The 14881-nt window shown below is 71.2% G+C and carries 13 protein-coding genes; all 13 read left to right on the forward strand.

What is annotated here, in order from left to right; genetic code table 11:
- The first annotated feature begins 27 nt into the window (after positions 1 to 27).
- The 13 genes from pheS to tyrS all read left to right on the forward strand — a co-directional run bounded on the left by pheS (position 28) and on the right by tyrS (position 14529).
- On the forward strand, positions 28 to 1116 hold the full coding sequence (gene pheS, locus LWF15_RS23150) for a phenylalanine--tRNA ligase subunit alpha (RefSeq protein WP_232813005.1): 1089 nt from the start codon (positions 28 to 30) through the stop codon (positions 1114 to 1116).
- Positions 1116 to 3629, forward strand: a complete 2514-nt coding sequence (gene pheT / locus LWF15_RS23155; protein WP_232813006.1) for a phenylalanine--tRNA ligase subunit beta — start codon at positions 1116 to 1118, stop codon at positions 3627 to 3629. Before pheS ends, pheT begins: the two co-directional genes overlap by 1 nt.
- Before the next feature lie 132 nt (positions 3630 to 3761).
- Positions 3762 to 4145 carry a hypothetical protein gene (locus tag LWF15_RS23160; protein WP_232813007.1) on the forward strand — a complete coding sequence of 128 codons (384 nt, stop codon included), beginning with the start codon at positions 3762 to 3764 and terminating at the stop codon, positions 4143 to 4145.
- A 151-nt stretch (positions 4146 to 4296) separates the two neighbouring features.
- Positions 4297 to 5352, forward strand: a complete 1056-nt coding sequence (gene argC / locus LWF15_RS23165) for an N-acetyl-gamma-glutamyl-phosphate reductase (protein ID WP_232813008.1) — start codon at positions 4297 to 4299, stop codon at positions 5350 to 5352.
- 16 nt (positions 5353 to 5368) lie between these two features.
- Entirely contained in the window at positions 5369 to 5758 is a 390-nt protein-coding gene (locus LWF15_RS23170) for an ACT domain-containing protein (RefSeq protein ID WP_232813009.1), read from the forward strand.
- A gap of 24 nt (positions 5759 to 5782) precedes the next feature.
- A complete protein-coding gene (gene argJ / locus LWF15_RS23175) occupies positions 5783 to 6937 on the forward strand; it encodes a bifunctional glutamate N-acetyltransferase/amino-acid acetyltransferase ArgJ (protein ID WP_232813010.1) in 1155 nt (384 codons plus the stop codon).
- Positions 6934 to 7845 carry an acetylglutamate kinase gene (gene argB, locus LWF15_RS23180; protein WP_232813011.1) on the forward strand — a complete coding sequence of 304 codons (912 nt, stop codon included), beginning with the start codon at positions 6934 to 6936 and terminating at the stop codon, positions 7843 to 7845. The genes argJ and argB overlap by 4 nt, the downstream gene beginning before the upstream one ends.
- On the forward strand, positions 7842 to 9086 hold the full coding sequence (locus LWF15_RS23185) for an acetylornithine transaminase (RefSeq protein ID WP_232813012.1): 1245 nt from the start codon (positions 7842 to 7844) through the stop codon (positions 9084 to 9086). Before argB ends, LWF15_RS23185 begins: the two co-directional genes overlap by 4 nt.
- The gene (gene argF / locus LWF15_RS23190) at positions 9083 to 10024 is read left to right on the forward strand and encodes an ornithine carbamoyltransferase (protein ID WP_232813013.1); all 942 of its coding nucleotides are present in this window, start codon (positions 9083 to 9085) and stop codon (positions 10022 to 10024) included. Before LWF15_RS23185 ends, argF begins: the two co-directional genes overlap by 4 nt.
- On the forward strand, positions 10021 to 10545 hold the full coding sequence (locus tag LWF15_RS23195; RefSeq protein WP_232813014.1) for an arginine repressor: 525 nt from the start codon (positions 10021 to 10023) through the stop codon (positions 10543 to 10545). Before argF ends, LWF15_RS23195 begins: the two co-directional genes overlap by 4 nt.
- Before the next feature lie 81 nt (positions 10546 to 10626).
- Complete coding sequence (argH, locus tag LWF15_RS23200) at positions 10627 to 12057, forward strand: argininosuccinate lyase (protein WP_232813015.1); 1431 nt, start codon at positions 10627 to 10629, stop codon at positions 12055 to 12057.
- Between the two features lie 433 nt (positions 12058 to 12490).
- Positions 12491 to 13129, forward strand: a complete 639-nt coding sequence (locus tag LWF15_RS23205; protein ID WP_232813016.1) for a DNA-3-methyladenine glycosylase — start codon at positions 12491 to 12493, stop codon at positions 13127 to 13129.
- 86 nt (positions 13130 to 13215) lie between these two features.
- Entirely contained in the window at positions 13216 to 14529 is a 1314-nt protein-coding gene (tyrS, locus tag LWF15_RS23210) for a tyrosine--tRNA ligase (RefSeq protein ID WP_232813017.1), read from the forward strand.
- Positions 14530 to 14881 lie beyond the last annotated feature (352 nt).

Raw genomic sequence — 14881 nt, forward strand, 5'->3', positions numbered from 1 at the left:
AAAGATGAAGCACGTGAGGATCACACTGTGAGTACCAAGGACTACGACCCGAAACAGGTCGCGGTGCTCTCCGAGGAGAAGCTGGCCGAGTTCGTCGCGCAGGCCCTGGCGGCCTTCGCCGCGGCCGGCGACCTGGACGCGCTGAAGCAGGCCCGGCTCGAGCACTCCGGCGACCGCAGCCCGCTGGCCCTGGCCAACCGCGAGATCGGCGCGTTGCCGCCGGCCGCCAAGGCCGACGCCGGCAAGCGCGTGGGCCAGGCCCGCGGCCAGGTGAACAAGGCCCTGGCCGGCCGTCAGGCCGAGCTGGAGACCGAGCGCGACGCCCGGGTGCTGGTCGAGGAGTCGGTCGACGTCACCCTGCCGGCCGGCCGCCGCCCGGCCGGGGCCCGGCACCCGCTCTCGACCGTCTCGGAGCGGATGGCCGACATCTTCGTGGCGATGGGCTGGGAGGTCGCCGAGGGGCCGGAGGTCGAGGCCGACTGGTTCAATTTCGACGCCCTGAACTTCGGCCCGGACCACCCGGCCCGGCAGATGCAGGACACCTTCTTCGCCGACCCGGTCGACAGCGGCCTGGTGCTGCGCACCCACACCTCGCCGGTGCAGGCGCGCACCATGCTCGACCGTGAACCGCCGATCTACGTGGTGGTGCCCGGCCGGGTGTTCCGCACCGACGAGCTGGACGCCACCCACACCCCGGTGTTCACCCAGATCGAGGGTCTGGCCGTGGACAAGGGCCTGACCATGGCCCACCTGAAGGGCACGCTCGACCACTTCGCCCGCACCCTGATCGGGCGGGAGGTCACCACCCGCCTGCGGCCGGCGTTCTTCCCGTTCACCGAGCCGAGCGCCGAGCTGGACCTGCGCTGCTTCGTCTGCGACGGCAAGCTCGACGACTGCCGCACCTGCGGCGGCACCGGCTGGATCGAGTGGCTGGGCTGCGGCATGGTCAACCCGAACGTGCTGCGCGCGTGCGGGATCGACCCGGAGGTCTACACCGGTTTCGCGTTCGGGGCCGGGATCGAGCGGGCCCTGATGTTCCGCAACGGCGTCGAGGACATGCGCGACATGATCGAGGGCGACGTCCGCTTCAGCCGGCACTACGGAATGGAGGCGTGATGCGCGCCCCGCTGAACTGGCTCGCCGAGTACGTCGAGCTGCCTTCCGGCGCAACCGCTCTCGAGGTCGCCGCCGACCTGGTCCGGGTCGGGCTGGAGGAGGAGGCGGTGCACGGTGGCGACGTCACCGGCCCGCTGGTGGTCGGCCGGGTGCTGGAGTTCACCCCCGAGCCGCAGAAGAACGGCAAGACGATCCGCTGGTGCCAGGTCGACGTCGGTGAGGGCACCCCGCGCGGGATCGTCTGCGGCGCGGGCAACTTCGTCGAGGGCGACCTGGTCGTGGTGTGCCTGCCCGGGGCGGTGCTGCCGGGTGGTTTCGCGATCACCGCACGCAAGACGTACGGCCACAAGTCCGACGGAATGATCTGCAGCGCCAAGGAGATCGGCCTCGGCGAGGACCACGACGGGATCATCCGGCTCACCGAGTGGGGCTTCGACGACGCCGCACCCGGCGACGACGCGATCGCGCTGCTCGGCCTGGCCGAGGAGACGGTCGAGGTCAACGTCACGCCCGACCGCGGTTACTGCTTCAGCCTGCGCGGGATCGCCCGGGAGTACTCGCACGCCACCGGCGCCCGGTTCACCGACCCGGCGCTGGTCGAGGTGCCCGCTGCCTCGGCCGACGGCTTCGCGGTGGAGCTCGACGACCAGGCCCCGATCAACGGTGTGCCCGGCGGCGACCGCTTCGTGGCGCGGGTCGTGCGGGGCGTCGACGCCACCGCCACCAGCCCGCGCTGGATGCAGAAGCGGCTGGAACAGGCCGGGATGCGCCCGATCTCGCTGGCCGTCGACGTCACCAACTACGTGATGCTGGCCGTGGGGCACCCGCTGCACGCCTTCGACCTGGACAAGCTGGCCGCGCCGATCGTGGTGCGCCGGGCCGTCGCGGGCGAGAAGCTCACCACGCTCGACGACGTGGAGCGCACCCTTCACACCGAGGACCTGCTGGTCACCGACTCCCCGCAGGGCCGGGGCTCGCGGGTGCTCAGCCTGGCCGGGGTGATGGGCGGCGCCAGCAGCGAGGTCTCCGCCGAGACCACGAACCTGCTGGTCGAGGCCGCGCACTGGGACCCGATCACGGTGGCCCGCACGATGCGCCGGCACAAGCTGAGCACCGAGGCGGGCAAGCGTTACGAGCGCGGGGTCGACACCCGGCTGGCCGACGTGGCCGCCGAGCTCACCGTGCGCCTGCTCGTGGAGTACGGCGGTGAGAAGGTCGAGATCGGCCCGGTCACCGACGTGGGCGAGGCCGCTCCCGGCGCCACGATCGAGATGCCGGCCGACTTCCCGGGCCGGATCGTCGGTCTGGACTACACCCGTGAGCAGGTGGTGGAGAACCTCGAGCAGATCGGCTGCGAGGTCTCCGGCGACGACGTGCTCACCGTGCAGGCCCCGAGCTGGCGTCCCGACCTGCTGGTGCCGGTCGACCTGGCCGAGGAGGTCGCGCGGCTGCGCGGCTACGACCAGATCCCCGCGGTGCTGCCGGTCGCCCCGGCGGGCCGGGGTCTGACCCACGGCCAGCGGGTGCGCCGCTCGGTCGCCCGGGCGCTGGCCGAGTACGGCGGGGTCGAGGTGCTGACCTACCCGTTCATCGGTGCGGCCGTGCACGACGCGTTCGGCCTGCCGAAGGACGATGCCCGTCGTACGGCGCTGAAGCTGGCCAACCCGCTGTCCGACGAGCAGCCGTACATGCGCACCTCGCTGCTGGCCACGTTGGTCGAGGCGGCCAAGCGCAACGTCGGTCGCGGGTTCACCGATCTGGCGCTCTACGAGATCGGCGCGGTCGTCCGGCCCACCGGCTCCGAGCCGAAGGCCGGTCACCCGGGGGTCGCCCAGCGTCCTTCCGAGGCCGAGCTGGAGCAGCTGAACGCGGCGATCCCGCACCAGCCGCTGCGCGCCGCGATCGTCCTGGCCGGTCAGCGCGAGCTGCCGGGCTGGGAAGGCCCGGGCCGCCCGGCCGACTGGTCCGACGCGCTGGAGGCGGCGCTGCTGGTGGCCCGCACGGTCAACGTGCAGCCCACGGTCACGAAGGACGAGAACCACGCGCCGTGGCACCCGGGTCGCTGCGCGCGGCTGGAGATCGACGGTCAGCTCTTCGGTCACGCCGGTGAGCTGCACCCGAAGGTGGTAGCGGCGCTGGGGCTGCCGCCGCGCACGGTCGCCGCCGAGGTCGACCTGGACGTGCTGATCGCCGCTTCCGGCCAGATCGTCACGGCCCGGCCGATCTCCTCGTTCCCGCTGGCCAAGGAAGACGTGGCGCTGGTGGTCGAGAACGCGGTGCAGGCCCAGGACGTGCACACCGCCCTGGTCGACGGGGCGGGGGAGCTGCTGGAGTCGGTGCGGCTGTTCGACGTGTACACCGGCACCTCGGTGCCCGAGGGCCACAAGTCCCTCGCGTTCGCGCTGCGCTTCCGGGCCCCGGACCGCACGCTGACCGCGGAAGAGACTGCGGCAGCTCGCGATGCCGCGGTCGCCCTGGCGGCTGAACGCACGGGGGCAGTTCTGCGGGGGTAGACCCGACCCCGTCAATGGTGGACGTCTGTGCGCGACTTGCGCACAGACGTCCACCATTTCGCTTTTGGTGAACTTCCGGTGGCCCTGAACCGTGTGCCCATTGCTCCCGAAACCCACCGAAAAGGACTCACCATGCGTCGTCTTTCGAGCCTGGTCGTTGCTCTCCTGGCTCTTGCCACCCTCGTTCTGCTTCCGGCGGCGGGCGCTTCGGCCAAGGCCGAGGTGGCCCCGGCCGACACGGTCTCGGCCCAGGCCTGGCAGCACACCCTGTTCTGCAACCGGGGGGTCGGGATCGAGATCCACCCGTACTTCCTGGACGGCAGCCACATGGGCTGGATCAAGCCCGGTAACTGCGCAGGAGCCAACCTGGATCTGCACAGGGCCTTCTCGATCGAGGTCGTGCGTCCTCACACCGGGGAGCGCAAGACCTACCGCGGCTTCGTGGTGCGCTGCCACACGGAGTTCACCGTCTCCGGCACCTACCAGGCCACCCGCACGCCGACACTGTGCGCGTAAGCAGTTTCCGGTGATGGTGCGGGGCCGCGGGCCTCGCACCATTCCACCGACGTACGACTTGACTCCCGGTCAGGATCGTCCACCATTGGTGACCGGGTGGTGGCGCAAAGCACTATGCATACAATTTCGCCGCTGTGTATAGTCATGCGCTATGGGCTTCACGGCGGCAGTGGCAGGGGCGAGCGGGTACGCCGGCGGTGAGCTGCTGAGACTGCTCCTGCAGCACCCGCAGATCGAGATCGGGGCGCTCACCGCGGGCGGCAACGCCGGCTCGCGACTCGGTGAGCACCAGCCGCACCTGCTGCCGCTGGCCGACCGGGTGCTCGGGCCGACCACGGCCGAGCAGCTCAGTGGGCACGACCTGGTCTTCCTGGCGCTGCCCCACGGGGCCAGTGCAAAGATCGCCGCCGAGCTCCCGGCCGAGACCGTCGTGGTCGACTGTGGTGCCGACCACCGGCTGGTGAGTGCCGAGGCGTGGGAGGAGTTCTACGGCGGTGAGCACGCGGGCACCTGGGCCTACGGCCTGCCCGAGCTGCCCCGCCCCGACGGCGAACGTCAGCGCGAAACCCTGCGGGGCGCGCGCCGGATCGCGGTGCCGGGCTGTTACCCCACGGCCTCCAGTCTGGCCCTCGCCCCCGGCTTCGCGGCTGGTCTGCTGCAGCCCGACGACGTGGTGGTGGTCGCCGCGAGCGGCACCTCCGGGGCCGGCAGGTCGGCCAAGCCCAACATGATCGGCAGCGAGGTGATGGGCTCGATGAGCCCCTACGGGGTGGGCGGCGTGCACCGCCACACTCCGGAGATCGAGCAGAACCTCGGCCTGGCCGCCGGAAACCAGGGCGAGCCGGTGCGGGTCTCGTTCACCCCCACCCTGGCCCCGATGTCCCGGGGCATCCTGGCCACCTGCACCGCCCGGCTGAAGCCCGGGGTGAGCGTCGAGCAGGTGCGCACCGCCTGGGAAAGCACCTACGCAGACGAGGCTTTCGTCCACGTGCTGCCCGAGGGCCGCTGGCCCCGCACCGCCGACACGCTCGGCGCCAACACCGCCCTGGTCCAGGTGGCGGTGGACCAGCGGGTCGGCCGGGTGATCGCCGTCAGCGCGATCGACAACCTGGCCAAGGGCACGGCTGGCGGTGCGATCCAGTCCGCCAACCTGGCCCTGGACCTGCCCGAGACCCTGGGCCTGCCGCTGGTCGGGGTGGCCCCGTGAGCCGGGAGGTGGCCTCGTGCATCTGATCCAGTACCGGCAGGCGATGGCCCTGGTCCGTCTGCCTCCCGAAAGTCCCGATCCCGACTGGGTGCACGGCGGCCCGCTGGTCAGCGTCTCGCGCACGGCCGACGAGATCAGCGTGGTCTGCCCGACCAGCAGCCTGCCCGAGCCGGTGCCCGGTCCGGTCGAGGGGCCCTTCACCGTCACCCGGGCCGCCGGGGCGCAGGAGTTCTCCCAGATCGGGGTGCTCCTGCGGATGCTGAAACCGTTGGCCGACGCCGGGATCCCGGTGCTCAACGTGTCCACCTTCGACACCGACTGGGTGCTCGTGCCCGCGGCCCAGTCGGTGGTCGCCGCCTCGGTCTGGCGCCACGCCGGCTACACCGTCACCGAAAACGCCGAATAGCCCTTCCGGAAAGAGGAACAGATCATGAGCGTCACCGCGGCCAAGGGCTTCCGCGCCGCCGGGGTGGCCGCCGGGCTGAAGAGCACCGGCGCCCCCGACGTGGCCCTGGTAGTCAACGACGGCCCGAACGACGCGGCCGCCGCCGTGTTCACCAGCAACCGCTGCAAGGCGAACCCGGTGCTGTGGAGCGAGCGGGCGATCGCCGACGGCCGGCTGCGGGCGGTGGTGCTGAACTCGGCCGGGGCCAACTGCTACACCGGTCCGGAGGGCTTCCAGACCACGCACGCCACCGCCGAGGAGGTGGGCCGCCGCAACGCGGTCGACCCGCTCGACGTGGTGGTCTGCTCGACCGGCCTGATCGGCCCGCTGCTGGAGCGCGACAAGCTCCTGGCCGGGGTGGCCGCCGCCAGTGCCGAGCTGCGGCCCGAGGGCGGCGCCGACGCGGCGCTGGCCATCATGACCACCGACACGGTGTCCAAGCAGGCCTCGGTCGTCTCGCCGGAAGGCTGGACGGTGGGCGGGATGGCCAAGGGTGCGGGCATGCTCGCCCCGGCCCTGGCCACCATGCTCGTGGTGATCACGACCGACGCGCAGGTCGACTCGGCCGGGCTGGACGCCGCGCTGCGGGCCGCCACCGGGGTCACCTTCGACCGGCTCGACTCCGACGGCTGCCAGTCCACCAACGACACGGTCGCGCTGCTGTCCTCCGGGGCCTCCGGAATCACGCCCAGCGGCGCCGAGTTCGCCGCCGCCGTCACCGCCGTCTGCCACGACCTGGCCCAGCAGTTGCTGACCGATGCCGAGGGTGCCGACCACGACATCGCGATCGAGGTGCTCAACGCCGCCTCGGTCGACGAGGCGGTGGAGGTCGGCCGCTCGGTGGCCCGCAGCAACCTGTTCAAGGCCGCGATCTTCGGCAAGGACCCGAACTGGGGCCGGATCCTGGCCTCGGTCGGCACCACCACGGCCAAGTTCGACCCGGCCGACCTCGACGTGGCCCTGAACGGGGTCTGGGTCTGCCGTAAGAGCGAGCCGGGCGAGGACCCGGCGCAGATCGACCTGAACCCCCGCCAGGTGAGCGTCACCATCGACCTGAAGGCCGGCGACGCCACGGCCACGGTCTGGACCAACGACCTCACCCACGCGTACGTGCACGAGAACAGCGCGTACTCGTCGTGATCGACCTGGAGAAGCTCAGCGCCGGCCAGAAGGCCGAGGTCCTGGTCGAGGCGCTGCCCTGGCTGCGGCGGTTCCAGGGCGCCATCGCGGTGATCAAGTACGGCGGCAACGCGATGATCGACGACGATCTCAAGCGCGCCTTCGCCGAGGACGTGGTGTTCCTGCGCGCGGCCGGGCTGAAGCCGGTGGTGGTGCACGGCGGCGGGCCGCAGATCTCGGCCATGCTCAAGAAGCTCGGCATCCAGAGCGAGTTCCGCGGCGGCCTGCGGGTGACCACGCCGGAGACCATGGAAGTGGTCCGGATGGTGCTCACCGGTCAGGTCAGCCGCGAGCTGGTCGGGCTGATCAACCAGCACGGGCCGCTGGCCATCGGCCTGTCCGGTGAGGACGGCGGCCTGTTCCTGGCGGCCAAGCGCGATGCCGTGATCGACGGCGCCCCGGTCGACCTGGGTCTGGTCGGCGACGTGGTCGAGGTCGACCCGGCGGCGGTGCTCGACCTGGTCGACGCGGGCCGCATCCCGGTGGTCTCCACCGTGGCCCCGGACGACGACGGCCAGGTGCTCAACGTGAACGCCGACACCGCCGCGGCGGCGCTCGCGATCGCCCTCCAGGCGCGCAAGTTCGTGGTGCTCACCGACGTCGAGGGCCTGTACGCCGACTGGCCGGACCGCTCCTCGCTGCTGTCCGAGATCACCGACACCGAGCTCGAGAAGATGCTGCCCGGCCTGCAGTCGGGCATGGTGCCGAAGATGGAGGCCTGCCTGCGCGCCGTGCGCGGCGGCGTGCCCACCGCCACCGTCATCGACGGCCGTGAGGCGCACAGCCTGCTGCTGGAGGTCTTCACCGCGCAGGGCGTGGGCACCATGGTCGTCCCCTCCACCCCGAACCAGAACGGGACCACCGCATGAGCGCCGATCTCAGCAACCCGTCCACCAGCCTCGTCGACCTCACCGGCCAGTCCTCGGCCGCCCTGCTCGAGCGTTACGGCCGTTCGGTGATGGGCGTCTTCGGCACCCCGCAGCGGGTTCTGGTGCGTGGTGAGGGCGCCTACGTGTGGGACGCCGACGGCCGGCGCTACCTCGACCTGCTCGGCGGGATCGCGGTGAACGCCCTCGGCCACGCCCACCCGTTCCTGGTCTCGGCCGTCACCGCGCAGCTGGCCACCCTCGGCCACGTCTCCAACTTCTTCACCCACCCGCTCCAGATCGCCCTGGCCGAGCGCATTCTCGAGCTCGCCGGGGCGCCGGAGGGGTCGGCGGTGTTCTTCTGCAACTCCGGCACCGAGGCCAACGAGGCGGCGTTCAAGCTCACCCGGCGCACCGGCCGGACCAAGGTCGTCGCCGCCCAGGGCGGATTCCACGGTCGCTCGATGGGCGCGCTCGCGCTCACGTCCAAGGCGGCCTACCGTGATCCGTTCGCCCCGCTCCCGGGTGACGTGGTGCACGTGCCCTGGGGCGACGTCGAGGCCCTGGCCGCCGCCGTCGACCAGGACACGGCCGCGGTGGTGCTCGAGCCGATCCAGGGCGAGGCCGGCGTCCGGCTCGCGCCCGAGGGGTATCTGGCCGCCGCCCGCCGCCTCACCCAGGCGAACGACGCGCTGCTGATCCTCGACGAGGTGCAGACCGGAGTGGGCCGCACCGGCGCCTGGTTCGCCCACCAGCTCGAGTCCGAGCGGGTCGTCCCGGACGCGATGACCCTGGCCAAGGGCCTGGGGGGCGGCATCCCGGTCGGCGCGATGGTGGTCTACGGGCCGCAGAACGCCCAGCGGCTGACCCCGGGCCAGCACGGCACCACCTTCGGCGGCAACCCGATCGCCGCCGCGGCCGGCCTGGCCACCCTTCACGTGATCGAGCGGGACGGTCTGCTGGAGAACGCCACCACCATCGGAAAGCGCCTTTCCGAAGGGCTTTCCGGCCATTCGATGGTCACCGAGGTGCGCGGCCGCGGTCTGCTGCGGGCCGTCCAGCTCACCCAGCCGGTGGCCGCCGCCGTGGCCAGCCACCTTCTGGAGGCCGGTTTCATCGTGAACGCCGTCGCCCCCGACGCGCTCCGGCTGGCCCCGCCGCTGATTCTCACCGCCGAGCAGGCGGACTCGTTCATCGCGGCCCTCCCGGCCGCCCTCGACCTTGCGGCGCAGGAGATCTCATGAGCCCCCGGCACTTCCTCAAAGACGACGACCTCTCGCCGGACGAGCTGATCGAGGTGCTCGACCTGGCCGACCGGCTCAAGGCCGACCGCGCCGCCGGTGTCCTGGCCACCCGGCCCCTCGACGGGCCGAAGGCCGTGGCCGTGCTGTTCGACAAGTCCTCCACCCGCACCCGCGTCTCGTTCAGCATCGGCATCGCCGAGCTGGGCGGTTACCCGCTGATCATCGACTCCGGCAGCAGCCAGCTCGGCCGCGGCGAGCCGATCGAGGACACCGCCCGGGTGCTCACCCGTCAGGCCGCCGCGATCGTCTGGCGCACCGGCGACCAGAGCCGGATCGAGGCGATGGCCGCGCACAGCACCGTCCCGGTGGTGAACGCCCTCACCGACCAGTACCACCCCTGCCAGCTGCTGGCCGACCTGCAGACCGTGCGCGAGCACAAGGGCAGCCTGACCGGGCTCACGCTGGCCTACTTCGGCGACGGCGCGAACAACATGGCGCACTCTTACCTGCTGGCCGGCGCCAACGCGGGTATGCACGTGCGGGTCGCCGCCCCCGAGGGCTTCCGGCCCGACCCCGCGGTCGTCGAGCGGGCGTCCGAGCTGGCCGCGAGCACCGGTGGTTCGGTCGCCGTCACCACTGATGCGGCGGCGGCCGCCGACGGCGCCGACGTGCTCGCCACCGACACCTGGGTGTCGATGGGGCAGGAGTCCGAGAAGAGCGAGCGGGTCGGTATTTTCACCGACTACTCGGTGGACGAGGCACTGCTGGCCAAGGCTGCGCCGGGGGCGATCGTGCTGCACTGCCTGCCCGCCTACCGGGGTCTGGAGATCAGCGCGCCGGTGATCGACGGCCCCCAGTCGGTGGTCTGGGACGAGGCCGAGAACCGGCTGCACGCCCAGAAGGCGCTGCTCACCTGGTTGCTGGAGCGATCGGGATGAGTGTGCCCGACCGCAGCCGGACGGCCCACACCAAGGTCGCCCGGCACCGTCGGATCGTCGAGCTGCTGCGCCGCAACCAGGTGCGCTCGCAGGTCGAGCTGGCCGGGATGCTGGCCGGCGAGGGGGTCGCGGTCACCCAGGCCACGCTCTCGCGCGACCTGGTCGAGCTGAGCGCGGTCAAGGTCCGTCACCCCGACGGGGGGCTGGTCTACGCGGTGCCCGGAGAGGGCGGCGACCGCACCCCGCAGGCCGGGGTGGAGCAGGAGATGCTGGTCGCCCGGCTGTCCCGGCTCTGCGAAGAACTGCTGGTCACCGCGGAGGCCTCGGCCAACCTGGTGGTGCTGCACACCCCGCCGGGGGCGGCCCAGTTCCTGGCCTCGGCGATCGACCACTCGGTCCTGCCCGACGTGCTGGGCACGATCGCCGGCGACGACACCGTCCTCGTGGTCACCCGCGACCCGGTGGGCGGAGACGCGGTCGCCGACCGTTTCCTCTCGCTGGCCGCCGGTACTTCGAACTAGAGACGTACGTGGGCCTCTTTCCGGGCCTGCGTCACCCGTCTTTGTGCGAACTTTTGTGCGAACCGATCTAAGGAGCAAGCCGTGACCGCCGAGCCCAAGGTCCTGTGGGGTTCACGTTTCAGCGCCGGCCCGGCCGACGCCATGTTCGCGTTGTCCGTCTCGACCCACTTCGACTGGCGCCTGGCCCGTTACGACCTGGCCGGCTCGCGCGCCCACGCCCGGGCGCTGAACCGGGCCGGGCTGCTGACCGACGAGGACCTGGCCGGCCTGCTGGCCGGGATCGACGGCCTGGACGCCGACGTGGCCTCGGGTGCGGTCGGCCCGGCCCCGCACGACGAGGACGTGCACTCCGCCCTGGAGCGCATCCTGATCGAGCGGCTCGGGCCGGAGCTGGGCGGGCGGCTGCGGGCCGGGCGCTCGCGCAACGACCAGATCGCCACCCTGCTGCGGATGTTCCTGCGCGACCACGCCCGGGTGGTGGCCAACCTGCTGCTCGACCTGGCCGAGGCGCTGGCCGCACAGGCCGCCGCGCACCCGACCGCGCCGATGCCCGGCCGCACCCACATGCAGCACGCCCAGCCGGTGCTGCTGGCCCACCACCTGCTGGCCCGGGCCTGGCCGCTGCTGCGCGACGTGGACCGGCTGCGCGACTTCGACCGCCGGGCCGCGGTCTCGCCCTACGGATCGGGTGCGCTGGCCGGATCTACGCTGGGCCTCGACCCCGAAGCCGTCGCCACCGACCTGGGTTTCCGCGCCTCGGTGCCGAACTCCATCGACGGCACCGCCTCCCGCGACCTGGGCGCCGAATTCGCCTTCGTGGCCGCGATGGTCGGGGTGGACATCTCCGGCCTGGCCGAGGACGTGATCATCTGGGCCACCAAGGAGTTTTCCTTCGTGACCCTCGACGACGCCTGGTCGACCGGCTCGAGCATCATGCCGCAGAAGAAGAACCCGGACGTGGCCGAGCTGACCCGGGGCAAGGCCGGCCGGCTGATCGGAGACCTGGCCGGGTTGCTGGGCACGCTCAAGGCCCTGCCCTTGGCCTACAACCGGGACCTGCAGGAGGACAAGGAGCCGGTCTTCGACGCGGCCGACACCCTCGAGGTGGTCCTGCCCGCCCTGGTCGGCATGGTCTCCACCCTGGTCTTCCACACCGAGCGGATGGCCGAGCTCGCCCCGCAGGGCTTCGCCCTGGCCACCGACATCGCCGAGTGGCTGGTGCGGCAGCGGGTGCCGTTCCGCGACGCCCACGAGATCGCCGGGGCCTGCGTGCAGCGCTGCGAGCAGCGGGCCGCCGCCGAGGGCCGTCCGGTGGAGCTGTGGGACCTGACCGACGAGGACCTGGCCGCGGTCTCGCCGCACCTCACGCCGGACGTGCGCGCTGTGCTTAACGTCGAGGGTGCCCTGGCTTCGCGCGACGGCCGGGGCGGCACCTCGCCGCGCCGGGTCGCGGAGCAGATGGCAGAGCTGGCTGCGGAGATCAAGAGCCTGCGGGAGTGGGCCACCAACTGAGGCCGAACCGTGATCAAACCCGTTCCGCCGGTGCCGGATTCGATCAGCGCGGGTGAGCGGTAACGCGGAGGGTCCACGGCGGCAGATTGTGACAACCGGTCAGTGTTGTTACGCAAAGCTACCGCCGTGAACCCTCCGCGAAACATTTCTGAAATAGCAAAACGGCTGTGCAGCAAGGGGTTTGGCTGAACCCGGCAAAATGGTGTCTTTACGTCTGTGGGAGCAGGGGTAAGACTGGGCCCTGCGTGGGTCGCAATGGCGCGGTCCACGCATCAGACTCACCTCCCATCTCGTCGAACAGCCGCCCGCAGCGCGCTATTACGAGCCGCAGGAGATTGCGATCAGATGGCCCTGATGAAGGGTCTGTTCGTGGTGCCCGCAAGTGCTGGAACTCCGGGAGCGCTCCCGGTCACCAGGCCCTAGCATCGCCGTCGTGCCCACCGCCCAGCCCGCCCCGTTGCCCCGGTCCTTCTTCGACCGCGAGCCTCTGGTGGTGGCGCCGGCGCTGCTCGGCACGGTGATCCGGCACGAGCGCGACGGGCAGGCCGTGGAGATCCGGCTCACCGAGGTAGAGGCCTACCTCGGTGAGGGCGAGGATCCGGCCTCCCACTCGCACCGCGGTCTGCGCCCCCGTAACCAGGTGATGTGGGGGCCGCCCGGCCACCTGTACGTCTACTTCACCTACGGCATGCACTACTGCGCCAACCTGGTCTGCCGTCCGTCCGGCATCTCGGGGGCGGTGCTGATGCGGGCCGGCGAGGTGGTCTCGGGGATCGACGTCGCGCGCTCGCGTCGCCCGACCAGCAAGCGCGACATCGATCTGGCTCGGGGGCCGGCGCGGCTCGCCAGTGCGTTGGGGTTCGGGCGTGAAGACGATGGGCGCGACCTTTGTGGGGGTAGCTCGCTCCAGGTGTTGCCGGGGGAGGCGGTGCCCCAGTCGAAGGTGCGCACCGGCCCCCGGGTGGGCGTGGCGGCGGGAGCCGATTCGCCCTGGCGCTACTGGATCGACGGAGAGCCGACGGTGTCGGTGTACCGGCCCGCGGTTGCTCGCAAAAGGCGACCGACCACATAGGGAGCCTGAGGACGTCGGTGCTCACCGACGTCCTCAGGCACTAATCGGTTCTCGCCCGGGGCGACGTCGGCCCTAAGGTTGGGCGGGTGACCGCGAGTACCGAAGAATCCGTGACCTCCGCGCCTGCGGCCAACGTCTGGGACGAGCTGAGCCGGCGCAATCTGATCTCGACGTCGACCGACGAGGCGGCGCTGAAGAAGACGCTCGGAGCCGGCCCGGTCACCTATTACTGCGGCTTCGACCCCACCGCGCCGAGCCTGCACATCGGCCACCTGGTGCAGATCCTGACCATGCGCCGCCTGCAGGAGGCCGGGCACCGGCCGCTGGCCCTGGTCGGCGGCGCCACCGGGCTGATCGGCGACCCGCGCCCGACCGCCGAGCGGGTGCTGAACTCGCCCGAGGTGGTGGCCGGCTGGGTGGACGAGCTGCGCGGTCAGATCGAGCCGTTCCTCGACTTCACCGGCCCCAACGCGGCGCAGATGGTGAACAACCTGGACTGGACGTCCGGGCTGGGCGCGATCGAGTTCCTGCGTGACCTGGGCAAGCACTTCCGGGTGGGCAAGATGCTGGCCAAGGACGCGGTGAGCGCCCGGCTGAACTCCGACGCAGGGATCAGCTACACCGAGTTCAGCTACCAGATCCTGCAGTCGCTGGACTTCCTGGAGCTGAACCGGCGGCACGGCTGCACGCTGCAGATCGGCGGGTCGGACCAGTGGGGCAACCTGACCGCGGGGATCGACCTGATCCACCGGGTGCGCCCCGAGCAGACCGTGCACGCGCTGGCCACGCCGCTGATCACCAAGGCCGACGGTTCGAAGTTCGGCAAGAGCGAGGGCGGGGCGATCTGGCTGAACCCCACGATGACCTCGCCGTACGCGTTCTTCCAGTTCTGGGTGAACGCCGAGGACGCGAAGGTGGCCGACTACCTGAAGGTGTTCTCGTTCCGCTCGGAGGAAGAGCTGGCCGAATTGGCGGAGTCGGCGGCCACCCGGCCGCAGGCACGTGAGGCGCAGCGGGCGCTGGCCCGGGAGATGACCGGGCTGGTGCACGGTGAGCTGGCGGCAACGCGGGTGGAAGAGGCGAGCAAGGCGTTGTTCGGCGGCGGTGAGCTGACCGGGCTGGACGAGGGCACGCTCGCCGACGCCCTAGCCGAGCTGCCCAAGGCTCAGTTGCCGCGGGGCGAGCACTCGGTGATCGACCTGCTGGTGGCCACTGGTCTGTCCAAGAGCAAGTCGGAGGCTCGGCGCACCCTGGGCGACGGCGGTGGCTACGTGAACAACGTGAAGGTGACCGAAGGCGAGACGGCGACGGTGAGCACGTCGGACCTGCTGCACGACCGGTGGATCCTGGTGCGCCGGGGCCGGCGTCAGCTCGCGGCGGTAGAGCTGGTGGGGGAGTAGGTCGTTCGCTCCTTGCCTCACGAAGGGCTTGTCCGCCGGCTGGTGGGCAAGCCCTTCGTCCGTTCTTGCGTTACGTGAGATCAGGTGAACGTACGGTTATTTAGCCTGGTCGGGTGGAGGTTGACATCGCGATTTGACCTGCTGGTCGGCCATCCGTAATGTTCTACGTGTTGGCAGCGCGGGAGCGACGGACACGAAAGTGGCCGGTCCCGAAGCCAACTCCCCTGGAAGTCTGAGCAGCTCTGGCCCTCGCCGGGTTCGAGTCGCTCAAGGCCGCCTGGGGCCGGATGGACAAGGCAGTGAAAATCTTCTGGTAAGGTTTACACCGCCCGGTCAGCCGGGTAGGTTGGAA

It is taken from the genome of Kineosporia rhizophila (assembly GCF_021277265.1).
Lineage (GTDB): Bacteria > Actinomycetota > Actinomycetes > Actinomycetales > Kineosporiaceae > Kineosporia > Kineosporia rhizophila.

Excerpts from the sequence above, each read along its gene's own strand:
- pheT (WP_232813006.1), top strand. The coding sequence starts at position 1,116 with ATGCGCGCCCCGCTGAACTGGCTCGCCGAGTACGTCGAGCTGCCTTCC.
- LWF15_RS23160 (WP_232813007.1), top strand. The coding sequence starts at position 3,762 with ATGCGTCGTCTTTCGAGCCTGGTCGTTGCTCTCCTGGCTCTTGCCACC.
- argC (WP_232813008.1), top strand. The coding sequence starts at position 4,297 with ATGGGCTTCACGGCGGCAGTGGCAGGGGCGAGCGGGTACGCCGGCGGT.
- argJ (WP_232813010.1), top strand. The coding sequence starts at position 5,783 with ATGAGCGTCACCGCGGCCAAGGGCTTCCGCGCCGCCGGGGTGGCCGCC.
- LWF15_RS23185 (WP_232813012.1), top strand. The coding sequence starts at position 7,842 with ATGAGCGCCGATCTCAGCAACCCGTCCACCAGCCTCGTCGACCTCACC.
- argF (WP_232813013.1), top strand. The coding sequence starts at position 9,083 with ATGAGCCCCCGGCACTTCCTCAAAGACGACGACCTCTCGCCGGACGAG.
- LWF15_RS23195 (WP_232813014.1), top strand. The coding sequence starts at position 10,021 with ATGAGTGTGCCCGACCGCAGCCGGACGGCCCACACCAAGGTCGCCCGG.